The organism is Corallococcus sp. AB038B (assembly GCF_003668955.1).
In the GTDB taxonomy this organism is placed as follows: Bacteria; Myxococcota; Myxococcia; order Myxococcales; family Myxococcaceae; genus Corallococcus; species Corallococcus exiguus.
This window is the reverse complement of record NZ_RAWO01000007.1, coordinates 180,357-202,825: the sequence shown is the minus strand read 5'-3', so window position 1 is coordinate 202,825 and position 22,469 is coordinate 180,357. Positions and strand designations below refer to the sequence as shown.

General features: G+C 69.0%; 22 protein-coding genes. 7 read left to right on the top strand and 15 right to left on the bottom strand.

The genetic code is table 11. The features are described 5' to 3' along the window. Window position 1: 1 nt before the first annotated feature. From D7Y04_RS26255 to D7Y04_RS26235, 5 genes are read right to left on the bottom strand one after another with little or no spacing between them, the layout of a single operon-like run. On the bottom strand, window positions 2-1,300 hold the full coding sequence (locus tag D7Y04_RS26255; RefSeq protein ID WP_120597610.1) for a phenylacetate--CoA ligase family protein: 1,299 nt from the start codon (window positions 1,298-1,300) through the stop codon (window positions 2-4). Beyond that, on the bottom strand, window positions 1,297-1,860 hold the full coding sequence (locus tag D7Y04_RS26250; RefSeq protein ID WP_121761043.1) for a hypothetical protein: 564 nt from the start codon (window positions 1,858-1,860) through the stop codon (window positions 1,297-1,299). The genes D7Y04_RS26255 and D7Y04_RS26250 overlap by 4 nt, the downstream gene beginning before the upstream one ends. Beyond that, the gene (locus tag D7Y04_RS26245) at window positions 1,860-3,584 is read right to left on the bottom strand and encodes a M48 family metalloprotease (protein ID WP_121761042.1); all 1,725 of its coding nucleotides are present in this window, start codon (window positions 3,582-3,584) and stop codon (window positions 1,860-1,862) included. The genes D7Y04_RS26250 and D7Y04_RS26245 overlap by 1 nt, the downstream gene beginning before the upstream one ends. After that, a complete protein-coding gene (locus D7Y04_RS26240) occupies window positions 3,581-4,408 on the bottom strand; it encodes a hypothetical protein (protein ID WP_121761041.1) in 828 nt (275 codons plus the stop codon). The genes D7Y04_RS26245 and D7Y04_RS26240 overlap by 4 nt, the downstream gene beginning before the upstream one ends. Then, on the bottom strand, window positions 4,405-5,949 hold the full coding sequence (locus D7Y04_RS26235) for an AAA family ATPase (RefSeq protein WP_121761040.1): 1,545 nt from the start codon (window positions 5,947-5,949) through the stop codon (window positions 4,405-4,407). The genes D7Y04_RS26240 and D7Y04_RS26235 overlap by 4 nt, the downstream gene beginning before the upstream one ends. A 147-nt stretch (window positions 5,950-6,096) precedes the next feature. Here D7Y04_RS26235 and D7Y04_RS26230 point away from each other — a divergent pair, with 147 nt between their 5' ends. From D7Y04_RS26230 to D7Y04_RS26220, 3 genes are read left to right on the top strand one after another with little or no spacing between them, the layout of a single operon-like run. Continuing rightward, window positions 6,097-6,399, top strand: coding sequence for a hypothetical protein (locus D7Y04_RS26230; protein ID WP_120597613.1), 303 nt, complete (start codon window positions 6,097-6,099; stop codon window positions 6,397-6,399). After that, complete coding sequence (locus D7Y04_RS26225; RefSeq protein ID WP_121761039.1) at window positions 6,396-6,821, top strand: type II toxin-antitoxin system death-on-curing family toxin; 426 nt, start codon at window positions 6,396-6,398, stop codon at window positions 6,819-6,821. Before D7Y04_RS26230 ends, D7Y04_RS26225 begins: the two co-directional genes overlap by 4 nt. Window positions 6,822-6,855: 34 nt before the next feature. Next, complete coding sequence (locus D7Y04_RS26220) at window positions 6,856-8,136, top strand: hypothetical protein (protein WP_121761038.1); 1,281 nt, start codon at window positions 6,856-6,858, stop codon at window positions 8,134-8,136. Between the two features lie 4 nt (window positions 8,137-8,140). Here the strand turns inward: D7Y04_RS26220 and D7Y04_RS26215 are convergent, their stop codons facing one another. Next, window positions 8,141-8,770: a response regulator transcription factor gene (locus tag D7Y04_RS26215; protein ID WP_120597616.1), complete on the bottom strand. Its 630-nt coding sequence runs from the start codon at window positions 8,768-8,770 to the stop codon at window positions 8,141-8,143. 123 nt (window positions 8,771-8,893) lie between these two features. On the opposite strand from D7Y04_RS26215, the gene D7Y04_RS26210 reads away from it, so the two are divergent. Further along, on the top strand, window positions 8,894-10,078 hold the full coding sequence (locus D7Y04_RS26210) for a S41 family peptidase (protein ID WP_121761037.1): 1,185 nt from the start codon (window positions 8,894-8,896) through the stop codon (window positions 10,076-10,078). A gap of 5 nt (window positions 10,079-10,083) precedes the next feature. Here the strand turns inward: D7Y04_RS26210 and D7Y04_RS26205 are convergent, their stop codons facing one another. Then, window positions 10,084-11,154, bottom strand: coding sequence for a dipeptide epimerase (locus D7Y04_RS26205; RefSeq protein WP_120579163.1), 1,071 nt, complete (start codon window positions 11,152-11,154; stop codon window positions 10,084-10,086). A 197-nt stretch (window positions 11,155-11,351) separates the two neighbouring features. On the opposite strand from D7Y04_RS26205, the gene D7Y04_RS26200 reads away from it, so the two are divergent. Further along, window positions 11,352-13,397, top strand: coding sequence for a PAS domain-containing protein (locus D7Y04_RS26200; RefSeq protein WP_233601584.1), 2,046 nt, complete (start codon window positions 11,352-11,354; stop codon window positions 13,395-13,397). On the opposite strand, the gene D7Y04_RS26195 is transcribed toward D7Y04_RS26200, so the two are convergent. From D7Y04_RS26195 to D7Y04_RS26185, 3 genes are all read right to left on the bottom strand, one after another. Further along, on the bottom strand, window positions 13,363-14,058 hold the full coding sequence (locus D7Y04_RS26195) for a suppressor of fused domain protein (protein ID WP_120597618.1): 696 nt from the start codon (window positions 14,056-14,058) through the stop codon (window positions 13,363-13,365). The genes D7Y04_RS26200 and D7Y04_RS26195 overlap by 35 nt on opposite strands. A gap of 95 nt (window positions 14,059-14,153) precedes the next feature. Beyond that, a complete protein-coding gene (locus D7Y04_RS26190) occupies window positions 14,154-15,341 on the bottom strand; it encodes a GNAT family N-acetyltransferase (RefSeq protein WP_121761036.1) in 1,188 nt (395 codons plus the stop codon). A 92-nt stretch (window positions 15,342-15,433) separates the two neighbouring features. Next, complete coding sequence (locus D7Y04_RS26185) at window positions 15,434-15,844, bottom strand: helix-turn-helix domain-containing protein (RefSeq protein ID WP_120597620.1); 411 nt, start codon at window positions 15,842-15,844, stop codon at window positions 15,434-15,436. Window positions 15,845-15,951: 107 nt separating this feature from the next. Here D7Y04_RS26185 and D7Y04_RS26180 point away from each other — a divergent pair, with 107 nt between their 5' ends. Continuing rightward, complete coding sequence (locus D7Y04_RS26180) at window positions 15,952-16,809, top strand: SDR family oxidoreductase (RefSeq protein ID WP_121761035.1); 858 nt, start codon at window positions 15,952-15,954, stop codon at window positions 16,807-16,809. 42 nt (window positions 16,810-16,851) lie between these two features. On the opposite strand, the gene D7Y04_RS26175 is transcribed toward D7Y04_RS26180, so the two are convergent. The 5 genes from D7Y04_RS26175 to D7Y04_RS26155 all read right to left on the bottom strand — a co-directional run bounded on the left by D7Y04_RS26175 (window position 16,852) and on the right by D7Y04_RS26155 (window position 22,222). Further along, a complete protein-coding gene (locus D7Y04_RS26175; RefSeq protein WP_121761034.1) occupies window positions 16,852-17,322 on the bottom strand; it encodes an NUDIX hydrolase in 471 nt (156 codons plus the stop codon). Next, the gene (locus D7Y04_RS26170) at window positions 17,319-18,758 is read right to left on the bottom strand and encodes a DUF2380 domain-containing protein (RefSeq protein ID WP_121761033.1); all 1,440 of its coding nucleotides are present in this window, start codon (window positions 18,756-18,758) and stop codon (window positions 17,319-17,321) included. The genes D7Y04_RS26175 and D7Y04_RS26170 overlap by 4 nt, the downstream gene beginning before the upstream one ends. Window positions 18,759-18,990: 232 nt before the next feature. Next, the gene (locus tag D7Y04_RS26165) at window positions 18,991-19,461 is read right to left on the bottom strand and encodes an NUDIX hydrolase (protein WP_121761032.1); all 471 of its coding nucleotides are present in this window, start codon (window positions 19,459-19,461) and stop codon (window positions 18,991-18,993) included. Window positions 19,462-19,559: 98 nt separating this feature from the next. Further along, window positions 19,560-21,350 carry a serine/threonine protein kinase gene (locus D7Y04_RS26160; RefSeq protein ID WP_121761031.1) on the bottom strand — a complete coding sequence of 597 codons (1,791 nt, stop codon included), beginning with the start codon at window positions 21,348-21,350 and terminating at the stop codon, window positions 19,560-19,562. After that, complete coding sequence (locus tag D7Y04_RS26155; RefSeq protein WP_121761030.1) at window positions 21,347-22,222, bottom strand: DUF2381 family protein; 876 nt, start codon at window positions 22,220-22,222, stop codon at window positions 21,347-21,349. The genes D7Y04_RS26160 and D7Y04_RS26155 overlap by 4 nt, the downstream gene beginning before the upstream one ends. A gap of 6 nt (window positions 22,223-22,228) precedes the next feature. Here D7Y04_RS26155 and D7Y04_RS45200 point away from each other — a divergent pair, with 6 nt between their 5' ends. Then, window positions 22,229-22,411 (top strand): hypothetical protein, encoded by a 183-nt coding sequence (locus tag D7Y04_RS45200; RefSeq protein WP_199749730.1) that lies wholly within the window; start codon window positions 22,229-22,231, stop codon window positions 22,409-22,411. Window positions 22,412-22,469: the final 58 nt, after the last annotated feature.

The window sequence follows — 22,469 nt, the reverse complement described above, 5'->3', positions numbered from 1 at the left end:
CTCACCCCGGAAGCGTCAGCTCGCAACGGAAGGGGAGCGGCTTGGCGGCCGGTGCCAGCCCTTCCGCACCAAGCGCCTCCACCACCGGCATCGTCCAGCCCAGGTTGCGTAGCGCCGCGGTGAGCCGCTCGCACAACGCCGCCACGCTGTCCGCGGGTGCGCCTGAAAGCTCCAGCGTGAAGTGCTCCCGTGTCACCTGCGTCAGACGGAACGCGCGCAGCGGGTGGTGCTTGAACACCCACGCCAGCGACCAGGCGTCCACCGCGCGGCCGGAGGGCGTGTGGAACGCGCAGGCTCCGCGTCCGCCGAAGCCCGTCAGCGTCCAGCCATGGAAGCCGCAGGCGCATGCGTCGCGCCGAACAGTGCCGGTGTCCCCGGGCCGGTAGCGCAACAGCGGCAGCACGCTGGGGCGCAGCCGCGTCACCACCACCTCGTCCCCGTCCGGCTCCAGCCAGACGTCCGGCGTGAGCACGTGGAAGCGGCCCCGGTTCGAGTCCTCCAGGCACTCCCACGCGAGCGGCCCCGTCTCCGTGGCGGCGTAGTAGTTGAGGACCGGCACGCCGCGCTCCTGCTTCCATGCATCGCGCAGCGCGTGCGGCAGGTGCTGCGCGGAGGTGAGCACCAGCCGGGGGGACGGCACCTCCGGATGGGCCAGCAGCCAGCGCAACCCCTCCGGGTCGGAGAAGACGACGGAGGCCTTCACCCGTTGCAGGCGCGCCACCGCGTCGTCGCGCAGCACGGAGACGCGGTGCAGGGCGCCGTCGTGGAACAGCGGCAGGCGCACCGAGTACTCCAGTCCGCCCGGCAGCGCATCCAGCAGCACCACGCGCGGACGCGGTGGAGGCACGGTGTTGGTGCGCTCGGTGAAGAAGCGCAACACGGCCCACATGAGCAGGCAGTCGCGCCGGTCGCGCAGCACGTTCACCGGGTCTCCAGTGGTGCCGGAGCTCTTCACCACCACGCACTCGTCGGACGCGGCGGGCAGCGTGGGCATGTCCTCCCAGTGGCGCGCGAGCGTGGCACGGTCCAGCGCGGGGAAGTGCCGCAGGTCCTCCAGACGCCGCAGGTCGCCGGGGTGCAGGCCCGACTCGCGCAGCACGCGCACGTAGTAGGGCGAGCCCAGGAGCGCTTCGCGGAAGGCTGGCAGGCGCGCTTCCAGCTCCGTGCGGGCGACGGCTTCGTCCACCGTGGCCGTGCCGCGCGCCAGGCCCGCCGCCACGTCCAGCGCCCACGGCAGGTGCGGGCGCTGCGTGTGACTGTCACGGCGGATGCGGGCCCTGGGCGCGACCCCGAGCGTCACTCGCGCCAGCCCCGGGCCTCGGCTTCCTTGCGCTGGGCCTCCTGGAGCATCTCCTGGCGCCGGTCCGCCTCCTTCTTGCGCGCCTCCTCCACCTTGCGCAGGTCCGTCACGGCCTGCCGGTAGTCCAGCTCCTTGAGGTGGCGCTTCGAGTCGGCCTCCGTCTCGCCTTCGATGTCCGCGCCCAGGGCCGCCAGCCACTTGCGCAGGAACTCCTCCTGGCGGAAGGCGTTGGAGCGGATCATCTCCGCGGTGAGGGGATGCACCTCCTCGAAGAATTGCTGGAGGCGCGCCTGCGGGGTGCGGTCCGCGGTGAGGTAGAGCACCGTCTTCTTGCGCAGGTCGGACGACACCAGCACGTGCGCGAGCATGCCCACCTGCTCCTGGAACAGCGGGTTCTTCACGCGCTGCTCCAGCTTCGCCCACTCGGCTTGCGACGGAGGACGCTGGCTCGCCATGCGGAAGGTGTCGCAGACGATGGCCACCGCCAGGTCATGCGGATACGGCGACACGATGGGCGTGGCCGCCAGTTGCTCACGGATGAGGGGAATCGAGACCGCCATCATTTCTCCAACAGGGCATCGGCCAGTGCCGCGGCGGCACGGCCAAAGTCAGACATCCATTGCACGGTCGCCAGCCGGAAGCGCGGGCTTCCCATCACCGGCGCCATCACCTGCCGCGCGGGGGCGTCGTCTGGCAGTGCGAGGAAGGCCACCACCCGGCGCGACCGGTTCATCGCGCGGGCAAACCGCGGCAGCGCGTTCTCCTGCCGCATGTTGTACAGGAAGTCGCTGTCGGAGATGACGACGCGCAGCGCATCCGGCCGCTCCACGGACAGCTCGTCCATCACCTCCACGGGGAACCACGTCCCTCCACCGATGTAGTGGAAGAAGAAGTCGCGCGCTGTCTCCTCGTCGTACATCCACGGGGACACGATGGGGTTGTCCGCCGAGTAGATGATGCCGCGCACCGTGGCGCCCTTGCGCAGCGCGGAGGCCGACAGCACCTGCGCGGCCAGCGTCATCGCGTTGAGGTCCTGCTGCGGGTTGGGCATGGAGCCGCTGGTATCCAGATAGATTTCCAGCGCGGGCACGCCCAGGTCCGACGGGGGCGGCAGGTCCGCCTCCAACTCGCGGCGCAGCGGGGCCACGGCGGCCAGATGCCCCTGCGAAATCACCGTGAGCGTCCAGTCGATGGTGGTCGGGTCGTCGCCGTACTCCCACGCCTCTGGAATCGTGCGCAGGTAGGGCTCCGGCTTCGAGGGCGAAGCGGGGAGCTTGAGGATGTACTGGTCCACGAGCCGCCGGTAGTACCGGGCCACCAGCGCGCGCCGCAGCCTGCCGCCGTCGTTGCCGGGCAGGTGCGCGGTCGCGCGGCGGATGGTCTCCAGCGGATCCGACTCCTTCGTGTCGTGCGAGTCGTCCAGCCAGCCGTTCGCGCGGGCCTCGTTCAGCGCGTCCTCCCACCGGCCTCCGGACTGCACCGCCGCGTCCAGGTCGCCTTCGTCCGGAGTGCCGAGGTCGCCGGCCAGCGGAATGCAGAAGCCGACCTCCGAGGGTAGGTCGATGAAGCGGATGAACGCGGCGCAGAAGTAGAGGAATTGCAGGCGCGGGTCGGGCAGCGCGTAGAACGTCTGCACGAACATGCGCGCCTGCGCGCGGAAGCCCGGGTAGGCCTCCTCCAGCTTCGGCAGCAGGGCCTCGGGCACCAGGTGTCCGGGCTCCCTGCGCCACAGCTCCTCGTAGATGGCCAGGTAGAAGCAGAACAGCGGGGATGGCCCGCCCGGGTCGGGGGCCTGCTCCTTCCCCTTCGTCTTCTTGCTCCTGCGCTTGTTCTTGTCGCGCCCGTCGGGCGTGCGCAGGAAGCCCCGGTACACTTGGCACAGCGCTTCCGCGTGGGTGCGCCCCACGAACTCGTTCACCTGGAGGTCGAAGAACAGGTTGGTGAGCGATTGGCCCAGGCCGGGGATGAGGCGCTGCTCCAGCACGCGCAGCTCCGCGTCCCACCCCAGCGTGTGCGGGAAGCGCACGTGGTGGCCGATTTCATGGGCCAGCACGGCGGTGAGGCTGTCGCGCGCGCCCATGCGGGCCAGCAGCTCGAAGTGGACGAACACCTGCCGGCGCACCAGGTCGATGTACGCGAGCGGTTCGTTCGGTGTGGCCTCGCCGGGCCGGAAGGGCTGGTGCGGTTCGGGCGGGCTCAACTGCACGTGCACGTCCCACAGCGCCAGCGCGTCGCGCCAGCACCGCTCCACCTCCTCCGGGGTGAAGGCCGCGCCCGCGCTCATGCCGGCAGGATGACCGCCAGCCATTGGGACGTGTGCATCGTGGCCACCGCGCGCCATTCGTTGTGCTGGGTGCTGTACCAATCCCCCGCGCGAGGGTCGCGCTGCGCCAGCGAGGTGAGCGCCTTGGAGGGCTTGCCCGTCGCGGGCTCCAGCCGCTCGTTGCAGCCCATGGGCCCCAGCAGCATGGGCTTCTTCACCAGCCACACACCCTGCGTGGCCGCGTCGCGTCCGCCGGCGGCGGTGGCGCGGTGACGGTCGTGCACGCAGACGACGGCGGGCGCCAGGAAGTGCATCTCCCCGGGCATGAAGCGCGAGTCCTCCTGGGACAGGTCCACCCACTGCGCGGTGGACGTGTCGCCCAGCACCTGGGTCGGCGGCTCCATCGCCTCGTTGGCGATGGTGTGCAGGTGGCCCTCCAGGTCCTTCAGCGAGGACAGGTTCGCGCCCAGGCGGCAGAACAGCCGCTGCACCCAGGGCGGCGCGGACTCCAGGTTCTCGCTGAGGTTCCACACGCGCGCGAGCGCTGGGGCCTGCTCCTCCTGTCGCAGGTCCGGCAACAGGCGGGGCAGCAGTTCCCGCCACGCGAGCGTGAAGAAGTTCTCCCGCCCGGCGGACCCCGGATACATGTAGCCCAGCCCGATGCCCTCCGCGCCCAGGCGCAGGTAGTCGCGCAGGAGCTCCTCTCCGGACGCGGCGTCACCGTCCTTGAGCGCCCGGCCCAGGCGGACCACCGGGCCGTTGAGGAACGCGCTCCACAGCGCTCGGTCCCAGCGCACGAACCGGCCGCGGGCTTCCTTCTCCAGGTTGTCGACGAACTCGCTCATGGCTGTTTCCCCTGACCGCCCGGGTTCTCCTTCAGCCACGTCGCGTAGTTGCGGTAGCGGCTGTAGAGGGACTTCAAGTGGATGAGGTCCTCGTACACCGGACCGGACAACTCCTGGCGGGTCATCAGGTCGTTCATCAGCACGGTGACGGCGGACAGGCGCTTCTCCGTGGTGCGCAGGTCCACGCCGGACAGGCCCAGGTCCAGCTCCGCGCGCAGGGCGACGACCTTCTGGCGCACGGGCGCGTGCGTGCCGTAGCGGGCCATGGCCATGTCGAACATGTTGCGGATCCACGCCACGCGGTCCTGGAGCAGCAGCTTGTTGCCCTTCGCCTCGAAGAAGGGGCTGCGCGCGTTGGGGGTGAGCTTCTCGTGCAGCACCCAGGGGATGATCTGCCGGAAGTCCTCCAGCTCCGTCACGCGGTGGCCTCGGAAGAACGCGAGCGCCTTCGCGAAGTGGAGGATGGTCTGGTACGCGCGCACGCTGGTGCCGTTCTCCGTCTGCGTGCAGAGGTGCACCTTCTTGTCCAAGGGGCACTGTTCGTTGCACACGGCGGACACGGTCTGTCCCGCGAGCTTCAGCGTGTCCTTGTGCTTGAACTCGAAGCGCGGGGACGCCATGCGGCAGAAGTCCAGCTGGCCCAGGAAGAAGGCCACTCGCTCCAGCACGCCCTTGGGGACCTCCACGGCGAGGATGGAGTTGTAGGCATTCTCCAGCTCGCCGGGCGTGAAGACGATGTCCTTGGGGAGCATCTCCTCCGGGGACTTGTCGGACTCGATGCGCTGGAGCAGCGTGTCCACGAAGCCGGAGTTGAAGGGCACGGCGCGCACGACGACGTCCAGGCGGTCCTTGAGCGCTTCGATGACCTGGAAGGTGCCGCCGCCCTGGTCATCGTTGGCGGTGAGGAACCAGGACGAGCGGCCGGTGTAGACGTACTGGTCCATCATCTCCGCGTAGCCCTCGCCCAGCAGCGACAGCAGGGCGGACTGGGTCTTCGTGGGGATGCGGTTGTACTCGTCGATGATCTTCACGCGCTGGGTGATCCACTTGCGCCAGCTGACCTTCACGGCGGACAGGTCCTCCGCCTTGAGCATGTCGGAGGGCAGGGGCGCGCCGAGCAGGTCCGCGATGGACAGCTGCGGGTGGCCGCGCTGGATGCCCCGGTGGACGTCCTCGCGGCCCATGCCGGAGAGCAGGGCCATGAGGATGGCGGAGGTGGTTTTTCCGCGGCCCGGTCCGCCCACGAGCAGGGCGCGGCGGCAGGTGAAGAGGGTGAGCAGCGGGATGAGGACGAAGGAGCTGTAGCTCATGTCCTCCGGGAGGTGGACCTCGTCCCCGGCGGTGTTCTTGAGCGCGGCGGTGCCGCCGAACTCGATGTCGTAGTAGGGGCAGATGACAGCGTTGTTGGTGATCCACCAATACGCCTGCCGCATCTTGTCGTGGAGGCTGCCGCCGTCGCGCTCGGAGAGGTGGACGCTGAGGCCCTTGTCCGCCGACGCGCGTCCGGTGAGCAGGCGCGAGACCCAATCCTGGTTGGCCATGGAGGAGTGGGAGTGTAGCAGCGCGGATGGCCGTCGCGGTGCTCGGAGGCGCAGGCTCCCTCCCTGGGGGGTGACCAGGCTCCAGGGGACATGCTACGCGGATGCGTTCGAGGTCGAGCCGATGATGCTCGCGGAGGGGGACCTGGGATGCTGCCTCACCTGGAAGTGGTTCACGGCGCCGTCGGCGGGCTGGAGCCTGCCGAGTCGAACATGCGGGCCATCCGAATCGTGCGGCCGGGCGGCGGAGACCTCACGGTGACCGCCACGGCGGTGCAGGTGGAGCAGGCCTCTCACCTGCGAGAGATCTCCGCGATGGTCGTCATGGGGCCTGAGCCCCGGCTCATCTGGATCCGCCAGGCGGGTGCTGACGTGCCGGTTCCAAGCGCCGAGGAACGTGATGCGCACACCCTGCGGAAGTGGAGTGAACTGCTGCGGAGGCTGGCCCAATGAGCGACGCGCAGCCGTATGACCGGTTCTGCGGCCTGACCCGGCTTCAGGCATTGCAGGCCAAGGGCATCGCCGCGCATGGTGGCAGGGTGGGCGTCCGTGATGCGCTGGGCCCTGGCGCGACCCTGGGCGCGGCCTGGACCGCGGAGGAGTACGGCGCCCCGCCGGAAGCGGTCCCGGGGCTCCTGTTCGCCGTCTACCTGCTCTTCTACATCGCGACGAAGCAGGTCTTCGTGGATGGGAACAAGCGCATCTCCTGGCTCGCCATGTGCGAGGCCCTGGCGTGCATGGGCCTGGAGGTGGACGCCACGATTGATGAAGCGGAAGCGCTGGTGATGGCCATCTCCAACAACCAGTTCAAGGACGTCGAACCGGTATACCGCTGGGTGGTCGAACATCTGCGCGAGCTGCGCGTCGGCGACTGAGGTCGGCGGAAGGGAGAAGGCGTAGACTGCGCGGATGCTTGCTCCGAGGCGGTCCCTGTCCCTGCTGGCCCTGGGCGTGCTCCTGACTGGAGCAACGCCTGCTCCCTCCCTGGATGAAGTTCCCCAGAGGACCGTCGCGGACCGGATCCGCGAATCCGCGAGCCAGGCGCGGACCGGGGCGTTGTCCGAGGCTCGGCTGGAGCTCGCCTCGGTATTGAAGGTCGCACCGAAGGAGCCAGGGGCGTTGATGGTCCAGGCCTGTGTGCTGCTGGAGCAGGGAGCCCTGGACGCGGCGGCCCAGACCGTGGCCTCGCTGCGCGAGGCGGCTCCCGAGCATGCGGAAGGCCGGGTTCTCGAAGGACTCGTTCGGCTGCGCCGGGCGAACCCCACCGGTGAGTGGCGTGAAGCCTTCATCGCCGCCTGGATCGAGGCGGGGCGTCCGGACTTCCAGGTGGAGCCACTCCTTCCGGAGGAAACGCCCGGTTGGGGACCGGTGGCCATCCGTGCGGTGTGGAATGGCACGCAGGCTCCGGACACACGGTTTCTCGCCGCGTTGATGGGGGGGCCATCGAAGGAGCAGCAGCGGTGGATGGCGCGTCACCTGTCCGAGGTGGCGGATCCCGACCTGCTGCGTGCGACCCTCGAGACCTTTCACAGCGAAGTCAGGGATGAAACGGCGCGGCGGCAAATCCAAGCCTCGCTGCGGGAACGGCTGACGCCGCTCGCCGTCGAGTCCCAGGAATCGCAGTTGCCATTGCTCATGCTGCTGGAGAACACGTCGCAGGAGGCGCCGCTCACGGCGGAAGAGCTTCAGGCACTGGAGCGAATCGCTGCCCTGCCCCGGTACCGGACCACCTCCTTTGCTCGGCTGTACTCGGATGCGGAGCGGCGGATGAAGGTGGCGGGAATCCAGGCTCCTGTTGATGGAGCCTTCATGGCCGCGGTGGGCGAATTGGCTTTGGTGGGCCCCATGGTCCTGTTCAAGCGGGTGGGAGCCACGACGGAGCTGACAGAGAAGGACCGGATTCGGCTGGGACGCGTCCTGTGGACCCTGGGCGAACGCATCGCTGAAGGAAACACGCTGGTGGAACGGCTGATGGGCCTGCGTCAGATGGAGCAGGGCGCCAGGTTGCTGCCAGACTTCGATGTGAAGCGGGCCTCTGTGACCGCGGACCTCGCCAGAGGCCGGGCGATGGCTGCCGCGTCCAATCAGATTCATATCGACGTGTGGCCCCTTCCCTCACTCCATCGCGACTGGCTGAAGGCCTCGTTGGACAACGAGTGGAAGCACCTGAGCGCTCTCGTCGCGCCCTGAGCCGCTAGAGCGTCACCAGCCCCATCCGCGCCGCGCGCACCACCGCCTCCGTGCGGCGCTGCACACCCAGCTTGGCCAGCACCGCGTTCACGTGGAACTTGGCGGTGTGCTCGCTGATGTCCAGCCGGTCCGCGATGGCCTTGTTCGACAGGCCCTCCGCCAGAAGCCCCAGCACCTCGCGCTCGCGCGGAGTCAGCGTGTCCGGCCCCGGGGCTCCTGACGGCGCCGTGCTCCTGGGCGCGGCGCGCACGTGGGACAGGTCCGGCTCGAACACCGTGAGGCCCCTTGCGACCGCGTGCAGCGCGGCTCCCAGCATCCCCGAGGCCACGTCGCGGAACAGCAGGCCCTTCGCACCCGCGCCCAGCGCCAGCTCGCCCGCCGCTTCGTCCGCCACCAGCGCCAGCACCGGCGCGCCCAGGTCCGGCGCCGCGCCTTCCTCCAGCCGCAGGCCCGTATCCCAGAGCACGACGTCGGGCGGCTCGCCCCGTGCCGCCTCCAGCTCCACCTGCGTGCCCGCCGCCACCACCGTCCAGGTCTCCGCCTGGTCGCTCAGCGCCCGTGCGAGCGCACCCCGGGCCAAGGGGTCCTCCGACACGAGCACGAGCCTGGGCGATGACGAGGGCGCATCCAACATGAGCCCCTCATCCCTAACCGCGCCCGCCGCGTTCGCCACGCCGCACGGCGCCAGAACGCCTTTCCTTCCCTCTGGGCCACGGCCCTGTGAAGAATCGTGAAGTCCTTTCCGGGAGGGGCACGCATGGCGGTCCGGACAGCGCGGTGGTGGGGAGTAGGGCTGTTCCTCGCGGGCAGCGTCCAGGCGGCGACGGCCCCCTATGCGAAGCAGGGCGATGAAATCGTCACCCTCGTGCGAACCCGCTTCCTCGACGCGGCGAAGGGCACCGCCTGGGCCGACGCGCACCAGGGCTACGCCGCCGATGCGAAGGACGTGGAGGACTTCACCCGGCGCACCAACGCGGCGCTCGCGGAGCTGAAGGCCTCACACACGGCCTACTACCCGAAGCAGAGCCCCGGCCACGCGGAGGTGTCCGCCATCTTCCAGGCCTTCCTCAAGCAGAAGAAGGTGGAGGCCACCGGCATCGGCGTGGACGTGGTGGAGACCCCGGACGGCTTCTTCGTCCGCCACGTCTTCACGGACGGCCCCAGCGCGAAGGCGGGCCTCCTGCGCGGAGACCGGCTCGTCACCGTGGAGGGCAAACCCTTCCATCCCTGGCATGCCTTCACCACCCGCGCGGGCAGGCCCACGCGCCTCACCGTGGAGCGCGTGAAGGGCGCTGAACCCCTGTCGCTCACCGTCACGCCCCACCGCGTGAACCCGCGCCAGGAGTGGCTCGCGTTCCAGAAGGCCAGCGGGCAGGTCGTGGAGCGCCAGGGCCGCCGCGTCGCCTACCAGCATGTCTACGCGTGCACCGGCGAGGAGTACCAGCAGGCCCTGGAGGAGGCGCTCCAGGACGCCTTCGCGGACGCGGACGCGCTCGTCGTCGACTTCCGCGATGGCTGGGGCGGCTGCAATCCCTCCTTCGTCAACCTCTTCAACCCCCAGGTCCCCCGGCTCATCAGCACCGGCCGCGATGGCAAGACACACGCCTTCGCGCCGTCCTGGCGCAAGCCGGTGGTGCTGCTCGTCAACGGCAACTCACGCAGCGGAAAGGAGCTGGTGGCCTTCACGATGAAGCGCCACCGGCTGGCGACGCTCGTGGGCCAGCGCACCGCGGGCGCGGTGCTGGGCGGCGGACCGCAGAAGCTGGCCAACGGGGACCTGCTCTACCTCGCCGTCATGGACGTGACGGTGGACGGAGAGCGGCTGGAGGGCGTGGGCGTCCCGGTGGACGTGGAGGTCCCGGACGCGCTGCCGTACGCGGCCGGTGCGGATCCGCAGAAGGAGAAGGCGCTGAACGTGGCCTCCTCCCTGGTGAAGGGCTGAAGGCCTCAGCGCAGCGTGACGCCGTGCCCCAGCGCGTTCGGGTCCAACGTCAGCCGTGAGCCCGAGTACTGACCGCCACCCTGGAACGGGTGGTTCGCGATGAACAGCGGCGTGTCCAGGTCCGCGTAGCTGAAGCCGCCCAGCCCCGCCGCTAGGTGTGCGGACGCGGTCATCGCGAGCACGCTCTCCACCATGCCGCCCACCATCAGCTCCAACCCCGCCGCGCGGGCGAGGCTCCACATCGTCACCGCATCCACCATCCCGCACTTCATCGTCTTGATGTTGATGCCGTGGCACGCGTTCTCACGGATGAGCCGCAGCACGTCCTTCACCGAGCGTGCCGACTCGTCCGCGCATATCGACACCTTCGAGCGGTGCGTCACCTCCGCGAGCCCCGCGACGTCGGCCACCGGCTGCTCGAACAGCGACAGCGGCACCTCCGCGCGCTCCAGTTCCTTGAGGAACGCCAGCGCCTCCGCCACGTCGTAGCCCCCGTTCGCGTCCGCGATGAGCCGCGCCTTCGGGGCCTCCTGGTGGATGGCCACGAGCCGCGCCGCGTCCGTGTCCGGGTCCAACGCGCCGACCTTCACCTTCACCGTGTCGATGCCGCGCCCCAGGATGGCCCGCGTCGACGCCACCGCGTGCGCCACGTCTCCGGCGGTGACCGTCATGTCGATGTCCAGCGACGTCCCCGCCCCGCCGAAGAAGGCGTACATCGGGATGCGGTGGTGCCGCGTGAGCGCGTCCAGGAGCGCGATCTCCACGCCACACCGCGCGGCCGGCGCCAGCGTCAGCGCATCCCCCAGCGCCTCCGACGCCGGCCGCCACTCCTGGGCGTCGCGGCCCACGAGCAGCTCACGCACCGGCTCCAACGAAGCGAGCGTGCTGGCTTGCGTCTCCCCGCTTACCGCCGTGAAGGGCGCCGCCTCGCCCAACCCCACGGTGCCGTCCGCGAGCGTCACGCGCACCAGAACATTCTCCGCCGCCAGCTGCGCGCCGGTGGCGATGGCGAACGGCTCCGTCAGGGACAGGTGCAGGGCTTCGAACGAGACGTGCGTGATGAGGGTAGGGCGCATGGGCAGGCATGAGTCTGGCCGACGTTCCGGTCCAGAGGGGAGTCTTTCCATTCCTTCCGGTTTTTACTCTCACGTGTCTGTAATTCGAGAAGGTTAAGAAAGATACGAAGACTGGGGCTGGCTTGAGCGGCCGTGCGATTCGTGGCGACATGCGGGCTTCCCGGGGGTTGGGCAGTGCCTGGGCCGCGAGGAGGCGGATGTCCGCGACCGATACGACCGTGGCCCTCCCGCTCCCGGATGCGCTCCTGGCCGCGTTGGAGGAGGCCGAGCGCGAACACCCGGAGGCGTGCATGGTGCTGCGCGCCGTGCGCTCACCGGGCGGAGTCATCCAGGACTTCGAGTGGCTCTGGGCGAACCCCGCCGCGGCGCGCGCGCTGGGCCGGGGGCCGGAGTACCTGCGTGGCCGGCGCCTGGGCGAGGTGTCCTCGAAGGGGGGCATCGCCGGGCGCATGGACCTGTTGCGCCAGGTGGTGGAGTCCGGCCGGCCGCACGCGGACCACTTCACCGAAGGGGAGGTGCTGCTGCAGGGCACGGCGGTGCCGCTGCGGGACGGGGTGCTGTTGCGCCTTCGTGACATCACCAGCGCCCAGCGGGTGGAGGAGGGGCTGCGCGAGACGCTGGACTGGGTGCGCGACGTGCTGGAGAGCATGCCGGACGCCTTCTTCACCGTGGACACGGACTGGCGCCTCACCTACGTGAACCGCAACGCGGCCGCGCTGACCGGCCGCTCCCAGGAAGAGCTCTTCCGCCGCGTGCTGTGGGATGCGTGCCCGGAGCTGTGCGGCACCCCGTTCGAGCGCACGATGCGCGAGGTGGCCGCCGAGGAGAGCTACCGCCTCTTCGAGCTGCGCACCGGCAGGGACCGCTGGCACGAGGTGCACGCCTGGTCCAGCGGCCGCAACATCTCCACCTACGCGCGCGACATCACCGACAAGAAGCGCGTGCAGGCGGAGCGCGACGCGCTGCTCGCCCGCGAGCACTCCGGCCGCCTGGAGGCGGAGGCCCTGGCCCAGCGCCGCACGCACGAGCTGATGGCCGCGCGCGAGCGGCTGGTGCAGTCGGAGAAGCTGGCCATGGCGGGCCAGCTGGCCGCGGGCGTGGGCCACGAAATCAACAACCCCCTGTCCTACGTCGCCGGCAACCTCCAGTTCGCGGTGGAGCAGCTCACGCCGCTCGCCCGCCGTCCGGGGCTCCAGGACGTGTTGGGCGAGGCGCTGGAGGCGCTGCGCGAGGCGAAGGAGGGCGCGGAGCGGATCCGCGTCATCGTGCGCGACCTGCAGACCTTCGCCCGCGCGGACGAGCTGCGCCTGGGGCCGGTGGACGTGCACGCGTCGCTGGAGTTCGGCATCTCCATGGCCATGACCCACCTGCGCAGCCGCGCCCAGGTGGAGCGCCACTTCGGCCAGGTGCCGCCCGCGCTGGCCCACGAGGCGCGCCTGGGGCAGGTGTTCCTCCACCTGCTCATCAACGCCGCGCACGCCATCCCCGCCGGCGCCTTCGAACGGCACCGCGTGACGCTCACCACCCGCCGCGAGGGCGCGTGGGTGCTGGCGGAGGTGTCCGACACCGGCCTGGGCATGACGCCGGAGGTGCTCCAGCGCGCCTTCGAGCCGTTCTTCACCACGCGCCCCGTGGGGGAGGGCAGCGGCCTGGGGCTGTCCATCTGCCTGGGGCTCGTGCGCAGCATGCACGGCGAGCTGACGGCCACCAGCATCCCCGGCATGGGCAGCACCTTCCAGGTGCGGCTGCCCGTCTCGGAGCCCATCGTCCACCCGGGCGTCCCCGCGGTGCGCGTGGACGGCGGGCCCTCGCGCAAGCGCGTGCTGGTGGTGGATGACGAGCCTCAGCTCACCTCGGTGCTCCGGCGCATCCTTGGCCGGCAGCATGACGTGGTGGTGGCGCACAGCGGCCGGGAGGCGCTGGCGCTGCTGGAGCAGGACGACGCCTTCGACCGCGTCTTCTGCGACCTGATGATGGCGGACCTCACCGGCATGGACGTGCACGCGGAGCTGTCGCGGCGCCGGCCGGAGCTCTTGTCGCGCTTCGTGTTCATGACGGGCGGCAGCTTCACGGAGCGCGCCCGCGCCTTCCTCCAGGCCGTGCCGCTGCCGCGCATCGAGAAGCCCTTCGAGCCGGGCCTCCTGCACTCGCTGGTGGAGTCCTCGCCGCCGCGCGCCGGTCAGCGCGTCGGCGGCGAGAGTGGGGGCGCTACAGCTTCACCTCGTCGCGCTCCGGGCGCGTGATGAACGCGGTGCTCGGGTTCGCGGGGTCGGCCAGCCGCTTCAGCAGGCTCTCCATGCCGTTGGAGCGCGCGAAGGCCATCTCGTTCTTCGTCACGCCCACCAGCGTGAGAAGCTCCACCTGGCCGCTGGGCAGGGTGAAGTGGCTGGGGCGGTTGGCGTCCTTCACGAACACGAAGCCGGCGAGCTTCGTCTCACTGCCGGTGAGCGTGCCGTCCACCGGGTAGCGGTGGCCCATGGCGAACAGCCGCGCGCACACGAGGTTGTAGGCCATCATGTCCAGGAGGCGCAGCACCGGCCAGCGCTCCTCCTCGGGCGTGTGGATGACCATCTCGTAGCCCAGGCCGCTGCGGGCGTCGTCCGCCAGGTCCTCGCCGGGGGCCACCGTGAAGGGGTTGGACAGGCCGCTCGTGACGTAGGTCCAGTACGGGTGCTCTGGACTGGGAGGCGCCACGCGCACGCCCATGGGCAGCCAGTTCGGATCCATCTCCGTGCCCTGGGCCAGCTCGCTCTCCAGCCACCCCTCCAGCACGCCGGTGCCCTCCAGGAGGTCTACCTCCTCTCGGATGGCGCCGAACAGCTTCGGGTACTCCACCTCGTCGCGGTCCGCCCAGCAGTCTTCGTACCACTGGATGAAGTCTTCCTCTGTCTCCGGGACTTTCATGGGGGCGGACTCTAGAGGTTCACCCCGATTTCACAACTTGAACCGAGCGCGGATGCCCACCGGCCGGTGGGCTGGCGGACAGACGTTCAGGTTTTTCAGGTGCCGGTGGACCCGGGGACGGGGATTCCCCACGGCTTGAGGCCGCAGATGCGCTCCGCCTCCTCCACGGCGGGTGCCAGCCGCATGTGCTCCATGCGCAGGAAGCTCCGCACGGCCTTGTCCAGGCGCTTGTCGAAAATCAGGTGGGCGCTGTGTACGGCGGTGGGCTCGAAGCCGCGAGACACCTTGTGTTCGCCGCCGGCGCCGGGCTCGAAGACCTTGCGGCCCGAACGGATGCAGTCGTCCACGGACTGATACAGGCAGACGTTGAAGTGCAGGAAGGGGTGCTCTTCCGTGCAGCCCCAGTAGCGGCCATAGAGCCGCTCCGGCGTGGCCAGGTTGAAGGCCCCGGCGATGACCTGCCCGTCCTTCACCGCCTCCACCATCTCCACGGTGTCGGGCAGGTCACGGAAGACGCGCTCGAAGAAGCCCGGGGTGAGCTGCACCTGGCCCCAGGCGTGACGCTCGCAGGTGGACGTGTAGAAGGTGTACGCGCGCTGGGCGTGCTCCGGTGTCAGGTCCGCGCCGCGCACGGTGCGCAGCTGGATGCCCTGGGTGGCCGCGGCGGCGCGCTCGCGCTTGAGCTGGTTGCGGCGCTTGGAGTCGAAGCGGGCCAGGTAGTCGTCGTAGCGCTGGTAGCCCGGGTTCTTCCAATGGAACTGGAGCGTGATGCGGCGCGCGAGCCCGGCCTCCTCCAGGAAGTCCGCCTCTTCATCCGTGGGGTAGAGCACGTGGACGCCGGAGCAGTCCTGCGCCTGGGCGGTCTCCACGGCGGCCTGGAGGAGCGCGCGGCGCAAGGCAGCGGCGTCTTCTCCGGGGGCGGTGAGGAAGCGCGGCACGGTGGCGGGGGACAGGGGGCCGCCCACGAGCAGCTTCGGGTAGTACTCCACGCCCAGCTGGGCGGCGGCGTTGGCCCAGCCGAAGTCGTAGATGTACTCGCCCATGCTGTGGAACTTGAGATAGGCGGGCGCGGCGGCGACCAGCTTCTTGCCCCGCCACAGCGTCAGGTGGTGCGGGGCCCAGCCGGTGTCCTCGGTGGCGCTGCCGCTCTCCTCCATGGCGGACAGCCACGCGTGGCGCACGAAGGGGGGCGCGCCGTCGGCGACCAGGGCATCCCATTGGGCGGCCGGGACGTCACGGATGGCATCGAGAATGCGGACCTTGAGCGGGGTGTCGGCGGGCACGGGAGCAGTCTTAACGCGGGCCTGTCCCCTTCGCTCCCGTTCGTCCCGTTGGAGAGCATCCGGGCAAGGAGGCGCGGGGCCGCCTGGGCCGCTCAGGAGGCCTTCTTGCGGGGCTGCGCCTTGGTCCGGGCGGTCATCACCCGGTGCACGTTGTCTTCAATCCAGGAGGTCAGCGCCTCCACGTGGACGGCCACTTCTTCACCCAGGGGCGTGAGGCTGTAGTCCACGTGGGGAGGAATCACGGGGTGGGCCTCCCGGTGCACGAAGCCGTCCTGCTCCAGGGCCTGGAGCGTCTGGGCGAGCATCTTCTCGCTCACCCCGCCCACCTTGCGGCGCAGCTCACTGAAGCGGTGGGTGCCATCCTCCTTGAGCGCGACGAGCACCAGTACGCCCCACTGGCTGGTGACGTGTTCCAGGACGCCGCGCGAAGGACACGCCGCCGCGTACAGGTCTCCGCGCTGCTTCACCTTCTCCAGCAATGGACTGCCCTTGCTTGCCTTCATGACGTGACACTTACCACAAGGTGCGTACTTACGAAAAGTGAGTACCCCCGTTACGGTAAGCCCAGTTCGATTTCGCGCCTGGAGCGCGGGAAGGAAAGGGCGGAGCCATGTTCGTTGTCACGGGAGCCTCGGGGAAGCTGGGCCAGTTCGTCGTGGAGGGGTTGCTGAAGAAGGTGCCGGCGAACCAGGTGGCGGTGGCGGTGCGCAATCCGGACAAGGCGAAGGCCTGGGCCGCGCGCGGCGTGCAGGTGCGCAAGGTGGACTACGACCACCCGGAGACGCTGAACGGGGCGTTCTCCAAGGGGGACACGGTGCTGCTCATCTCCGCGAACGAGGTGGGGAAGCGCTTCCCGCAGCACTCGGCGGTGATTGAAGCGGCGAAGAAGGCGGGCGTGAAGTTGCTGGCCTACACGAGCATCCTGTTCGCGGACAAGAGCGGCCTGTCGCTGGCGGGGGAGCACAAGGCGACGGAGGAGGCCATCCGCGCGTCAGGCATCCCGTACGTGTTCCTGCGCAACGGCTGGTACGTGGAGAACTACACGGAGCACATCGCGCCGGCGCTGCAGTACGGCGTGGTGCAGGGCAGCGCGAAGGAGGGCCGGGTGGCCACGGCGACGCGTGAGGAGTACGCGGACGCGGCGGTGGCGGTGCTGACGGGCACGGGCCACGAGAACCAGGTGTACGAACTGGCCGGTGACGCGAGCTTCACGCTGCCGGAGTACGTGGCGGAGCTGTCGCGCCAGTCGGGCAAGCCGGTGAAGTACGTGGACCTGCCGGTGGCGGAGTTCTCCGCGGCGCTCCAGGGGGTGGGCGTGCCCAAGCCCTTCGCGGACACGCTGGCGGACGCGGACGCGGGCCTGTCTCGAGGGGAGCTGAACGACACGGGCCGCACGCTGAGCCGGTTGATTGGCCGGCCCACGGCGCCGTTCGGGAATGCGATTGGCGCGGCGCTGAAGCAGGGCTGAGTTCCGGGTGGCGCCCCCTGGCCCGCGAAGTCACTTCGCGGGTCAGGCTTCGTCGTCAGGGAGGAGCGTGCGGAGCAGTTCGTCATCGGGCCCGAGCGGACGCCAGCCGACAGGAGGAGGCGACAAGCGAAGTGCAGCCCTGGCCTGTCTGACCCGCTCCTTGTGTGTGTCAGGGGTGTAGGCGGACCACGCCCCGAGGGCCAAGGCCACCTCGCCACGGATTGCATCGTCCAGCACCTCTGGCCAGCCGTTCGGGAACCGCTCGGACAGCTCGCGCACGAACACGTCTCGAACAAGGCGTGTGACCTGCTTGCGCTGTTCCGCCTCGTGCAGCAAGCCGCTCAACACCTGCACTGCTGCAACGTCATCTTTGCCAAGCTCGTCGGCCAGTGCGTACAGCGGGACTGCGGGGCGCGCATTGGCAAAGGTAGTCAGCGAGTCGTAGCCGCGCGCGCGGACTCGTTCGTACAGGCGTGCCCTGATGTTGCCCCGCCATGCATCTCCGCCGCTCATCGTCCTCTCCCAGGAGTGAAGCTCATTGGGAGTCCATAGTCCCGCATACGCCTCGCGACTTCCGTCAAGATCTCATTCCGCGTCAACATCCGTCCAGCCTCAACCTCGGCCTCGCGCAGTACCTCCATGATCATGCGGTTCCACTCACCGGGCCATTTGCGTCCCTGTCTCCAGTTTCCTCCACCGTGAATCGCCTCGTGATGGGCGCGCTCCATCCGGACGCAGAACTGGTCGATGTCCATGTCGCCCGTGAAGCCGCGCCGTTCGAACCATTCACGGTGCTCTTGAGGCAGGACGTGGTGCTTCGGTGCATCGGATATGCCCGCCCCCGCTCTGCCGGTTTCGCGCATGCCGCGCACCTCGGGGCTGTCCCCTAGCGCTTCCCGCACGCCTTTGGGCAGGTCGTTGGGCGCCTGCGCCATCAGCACTTGTCCGCCGTGAATGAGGACTGCGGAGCTGACGGCGGGAACGGAGATGACGCCTGCCCGCACCAGCCTTCGCATCATCTCCACCCACTCCGCGGAGACCACCAGCCGTGAGCCCGTCATGACCCCTCCCGAGCTCATCACGAAGCCCGCCCCCAGCGATGCGGGCGCCGAGGGAGGCAGCCGTGGCAGCGACACCTTCAATGTGGAAATCATGGCGACCATCTCGACCGCCCGCACGGCCGCGAGGACCTGCCCACCAAGCTTCATGCTCGCGCGAGTCTCCCGTTGGATTGAGTCGAATTCACGGGTCAGCTTCCCCATCAACTCGGGCATCGCGACCGCCGCCGCCTCTACCCGCTCGGGGTCCTGGGAGGCGAGGTCCTCCAGCGCGGGCTCCATCAACTCCTGCACGCGATGCAGGTCGACGAAGAGCTTCTCGACGCTGCACGTTGGACAGTTCCGGAGCACGGCATCCGTGAGGTGGAGGAAGTCCACCCAGGTGGCCATCAACAGGGTCCCGAACAGGGCCGCCTGGAGCTTCGGCCCCGTCATGCGCAGCAGGCCCTGCTCCATGTTCGCATCCCCTACCTCCGAAGCCACGCGTGTCAGCGCGGTGGCGCTCCCGAGCGCCCCCTGCATCCACTTCACCTGATTGGAGCCATGGTCGAGGTAGCGGGTGAAGACGCCGTTGAGGCTCCATCCCACGAGGGGCGGAGGACGGCCCGCCAGCCTGGAGCGCGCTGCTTCAACGCCGCCCAATGAGCGTTTCACTTCGGCAATGCTCGCGAGGACTGCATCACGCGTCAGTGCATCGCTCCGCTCCCCGCCCCCAGCAGCGCCTGGCGTGGTCGCATCGTCACGTGAGCCCTGGCGACGTAGCAGCCGTTGCTCGGTCCCGGAGAGGACGGACGTCCCACCCGGCGTATAGCTCAGGCTCCGCGCATGCGGCGCGGAGGCACATCCCGTAGCCAGCAGCACCATGGCCAGCAACAGAGCGTCAGCGCGCATGGTTCATCCCCAGGTCCATTGATGCGAACGCCCCTGGCCGCGGCGTCCGTTCCGGTGTGGGGAACAGCCGCGTGCCGCCATCGTCACCCGTGAGCGCGGGTGTGTGGACAGAAAGGAGAAGGTGATTTTGCGCGGTCATCGTTCGATCTCGTGTCGACGATTGTGAGTCGAGGCTTCCGTTGTAGGAGCGCGGCGCTGAGGCGCCCTTTGGCTCGCGAGGTTCCCTCGCGGGTCAGGCTTCCTCGTCGGGAAGGAGCGTGCGGAGCAACTCGTCATCGGGACCGAGCGGTTGCCAGCCGGGTGGTGGCGGATGGGCGAGGAGCGTATCGCCGGCCCGGTCAACGCGCTCCTTATGGGTTTCTGGGGTGTAGGCGAACCACGACCCGAGCCCCATCGCAACCTCTCCACGGGTTGCATCGTCCAGCACGTCCGGCCAACCCTTTGGGAACCTCTCGGCCAACTCGCGCACGAGAACATCTCGGACAAAGCGCGTGACCTGCTTGCGCCGTTCCGCCTCTGCGAGCAACCCGCTCAACACCTGCACTGCTGCAACGTCATCTTTGCCAAGCTCGTCGGCCAGTGCGTACAGCGGGACAGCGGGACGCGCATCGGCAAAGGCTGTGAGCGAGTCGAAGCCGAGCGCGCGGATCCGTTCGTACAGGCGTGCCTTGATGTTGCCCCGCCATGCATCTCCGCCGCTCATCGTCTTCTCCCGGGCGTGAAGTTCATCGGGAGCAGAGCATCCGCCACCATGGGCGGACTGCTCGCGAGTTGGGCCCGCTGGATGGCACTCCGGCCCACTCAGGGCCAGCGGTGCACAACACGACCGTCACCCGTGTTGCGTGCCACCACCTTGCCGTCCTTGAACTCCCCGGCTTCGGTCTCAACCACGAAGCAAATCGGATAATCGGCCTGCCCGGGGAGCTTCACCCGGTCATACCGGACGACGAGCGCGGGCCCCTCCGCACGGCCCATCTTGTCGGAGAGGTAGTACGCCTTGCCGTAGAAGCGTGTCCCAGGTGGGGCGACCGCCTCTTGACGGTCGTCGTTGATGCCTTTCGGGACCACCCCCACCACCTCCGCGCCGGCGGTGTGCCAAACTTCTCCATGTAGCTTCTGGCTGTCGTCGAGTTGAACGATGAAGCGATCGCTGGAACTCCAGTGGAGCTGCTTCTCCATGGCCTCTTCCGCCCCATCCGGGCAGGTGAAGGACTCGGGCCGGATTTGAACCCCTGGACATCCCGCCGCCAGCGCCGCGACGAGCGACAACGACGCGCACTCAACGGCGGCGATGGCCTTCTTCGGCATACGGGGTGGGCGTCCTTGGGACGGAGCTTCGGGAGCGCGGGTCTTCAAGTCGGATCCTTCCTTCGGAGCAGCGGCGATTGACGGCCCCGGGATGGCCACAGGTGGGGAGGTGGGGGTGGACATAGCAGGAGGGGTCGTCTGGGGTGGTGCGGAAGAGGTGACGGGATGGATCGGGCCCGCGGGAACGCGTGGTTCGAATGGGCCCCCGGCGAAACGCCAGAGGAGCGCGGCGATGGCGAGCGCAACGATGCCGGCGAGGAGACCACGCCATTGGCCACGGCCGCGGTTGCGGTCAACTCGCGCGACGTGCCGCTGGAGCGACTGGGGGATGGAGGGCATCTCCAGCGCTTCCGAGGCCGGCTCGCCGTGGCGCTGTTTCGAGGGCGGATGAACCGGCACGTCGTATTCAGCGGAACCACTGGCTCGGAGTTCCCCCAGCTCACGGCGCAGCGCCTCGGTATCGACCGGACGCTTCTTGGGGTCTCGGGCCAGGATGTTCTCTACGAGATCGCTCAACTCCGCTGGAACCCGCGCATTCACCAAGCGGGGTGGCGGCGGTGGGAGGGCAAGACTGTTCAAGTCGAAGCGCGGACGAAACTCCGTCGGTCGCGGGTCCGTCAGCAGCTCATGGAGCATGACGCCGACCGCGAAGATTTCGTCGGCGACCTGGAAGGCGTAGCGCGCCCGGCGCTCATCCTTGTGCTCGCGCAGGAACTTGAACTGCTCGGGCGCGCGGTAGCGGTCCGTGCCTGGAGGGAGGCCCCCGTCCGTCAGGTCTTCGGCGAGCGTATAGGTCGCGCAACTGAAGTCGATGATGACGGGCTCGCCGTCGCTCTTGCGGATGAGGGCGTTGGACAGCTTCAGGTCCCGGTGCAAGATGCCCCGGCCGTGCATGTACGACAGCGCACCGGCGAGCTTCTCGAAGACGCCGAGGACTTCGCGAACCGTCGGGTGCTTGCGCTCCGCCCACTCCGCGAGCGTCCAGCCCTCCACGTAGTCGAGCGCGAGGTAGAGGTTCCCACTCTCCGCGAGGCCATGCCCTTGCGGCCGGACGATGTTCGGATGGTCCAGCATGAGCAGCGCCGTCAACTCCCGCAGCGTCCGGGCATGGGTCTGCTTGAGGTCGCCGCTGGACTCCCGGTGCTGGGCCACCTTGATGGCCCGGTGCCTGCCGTTCTTCTCGCCCAGGAAGACGAACGCGAAGCCTCCGTCGCCGAGTGCCTTGGTCACCTGCCATCCATCAATGAGCGAACCGGGAGGCAGGTTGATCATCGTCACGCTCATTGGACAGCCACCTCCGCGGGCTGTGGAAAGCGTACGGCTGGAATCATGAGATGACGTCCCCCATCCCCGCGCACCTCCAGGGTCAAGACAAGGTCTGCCTTCGTTTCAGGCATTTCCACGACCACCAGGACCCGCCTCCACTCACCAGGAGGAATCGGCCCCGGCTGCTTCGCGACGAGCCTCGCTCGCAGAGGCAGGTCGCGCCGTCCCACGAACGTCGCCTCTCCGGGTGTCCAGTCCGGGTGGTCCAACTCATTCTTGATCTTCACGTCCGCCAGAATCCAACCCTTGCCCCGAAAGGCCACGAGCGACTCCACGGAAAGTCCCTGTACAGGCCCCCTCCGGCCCTTTCTGCTGGACGTCGCGATGCCCTTGTCGTCCACGTAGCCAAGCAGCACGAAGTCTTCCGGTCTCGGCGCGGGTGCTTGCGCCGCGGGCGGACAGGTCGTGTTCAGCAGCTCCAGGCGCTGCACGTCGATCCGCGAGTCCACTTCAGCCGGGTGGTTCATGAGCACGAAGGCGGCCCGTGCGGGCGCTCGGCCATCCTCGAAGAAGACTCCAATCTCCAGACGTTCACCGTCACCCAGATTGGCCACAGGCTGAATGATGATGGAGCGCTCGCCCGCATCCAGGAGGCGGATCCGGGACTCATCGAAGGTCAGGGTCTTCTTCTGGATCGGAGCAGAGAAGAGGAACACCGTCGGCGTGTCTGCCGCCACGTGGATGATGGGCGGCGGATCGGCGGACGTGCTGGCAATGGTCACGGTGCGCTGACGCTCGACGCGCGTCCTCGTGGCCGGCTGTGCCTGCGCGGCAGCTCCCCAGGTGACAATGAGCGCCAGGGGAAGAGCCAATCTGAAGGGTTGGAGCAAGGATTCGTGACCTCCCGGATGGGCACGCTAACATCGCGGATGCTCACGAAGGGGTGCTCTTTCCCTCAGCCTGAGTCGCGTCCCACGCCCCAGGAGCTGAACGACACGGGCCGCGCGCTGAGCCGGCTCATCGGTCGACCCACGGCGCCGTTCGGGACCGAGATTGGCGCGGCGCTGAAGCAGGGCTGAGTTCCGGCGCGAGCCCCTTCGTTCCATGCGGGAGGGGCACATCGAGGCATATGGCGGC

Coding starts and splice junctions, on each gene's coding strand:
- D7Y04_RS26225 (WP_121761039.1), top strand. CDS start 6,396: ATGAGCGACGCGCAGCCGTATGACCGGTTCTGCGGCCTGACCCGGCTT.
- D7Y04_RS26170 (WP_121761033.1), bottom strand. CDS start 18,758: ATGCGCGCTGACGCTCTGTTGCTGGCCATGGTGCTGCTGGCTACGGGA.
- D7Y04_RS26195 (WP_120597618.1), bottom strand. CDS start 14,058: ATGAAAGTCCCGGAGACAGAGGAAGACTTCATCCAGTGGTACGAAGAC.
- D7Y04_RS26250 (WP_121761043.1), bottom strand. CDS start 1,860: ATGGCGGTCTCGATTCCCCTCATCCGTGAGCAACTGGCGGCCACGCCC.
- D7Y04_RS26210 (WP_121761037.1), top strand. CDS start 8,894: ATGGCGGTCCGGACAGCGCGGTGGTGGGGAGTAGGGCTGTTCCTCGCG.
- D7Y04_RS26200 (WP_233601584.1), top strand. CDS start 11,352: ATGTCCGCGACCGATACGACCGTGGCCCTCCCGCTCCCGGATGCGCTC.
- D7Y04_RS26240 (WP_121761041.1), bottom strand. CDS start 4,408: ATGAGCGAGTTCGTCGACAACCTGGAGAAGGAAGCCCGCGGCCGGTTC.
- D7Y04_RS26175 (WP_121761034.1), bottom strand. CDS start 17,322: ATGAGCGGCGGAGATGCATGGCGGGGCAACATCAGGGCACGCCTGTAC.
- D7Y04_RS26205 (WP_120579163.1), bottom strand. CDS start 11,154: ATGCGCCCTACCCTCATCACGCACGTCTCGTTCGAAGCCCTGCACCTG.
- D7Y04_RS26235 (WP_121761040.1), bottom strand. CDS start 5,949: ATGGCCAACCAGGATTGGGTCTCGCGCCTGCTCACCGGACGCGCGTCG.
- D7Y04_RS26185 (WP_120597620.1), bottom strand. CDS start 15,844: ATGAAGGCAAGCAAGGGCAGTCCATTGCTGGAGAAGGTGAAGCAGCGC.
- D7Y04_RS26215 (WP_120597616.1), bottom strand. CDS start 8,770: ATGTTGGATGCGCCCTCGTCATCGCCCAGGCTCGTGCTCGTGTCGGAG.
- D7Y04_RS26245 (WP_121761042.1), bottom strand. CDS start 3,584: ATGAGCGCGGGCGCGGCCTTCACCCCGGAGGAGGTGGAGCGGTGCTGG.
- D7Y04_RS26165 (WP_121761032.1), bottom strand. CDS start 19,461: ATGAGCGGCGGAGATGCATGGCGGGGCAACATCAAGGCACGCCTGTAC.
- D7Y04_RS26180 (WP_121761035.1), top strand. CDS start 15,952: ATGTTCGTTGTCACGGGAGCCTCGGGGAAGCTGGGCCAGTTCGTCGTG.
- D7Y04_RS26220 (WP_121761038.1), top strand. CDS start 6,856: ATGCTTGCTCCGAGGCGGTCCCTGTCCCTGCTGGCCCTGGGCGTGCTC.
- D7Y04_RS26230 (WP_120597613.1), top strand. CDS start 6,097: ATGCTGCCTCACCTGGAAGTGGTTCACGGCGCCGTCGGCGGGCTGGAG.
- D7Y04_RS26160 (WP_121761031.1), bottom strand. CDS start 21,350: ATGAGCGTGACGATGATCAACCTGCCTCCCGGTTCGCTCATTGATGGA.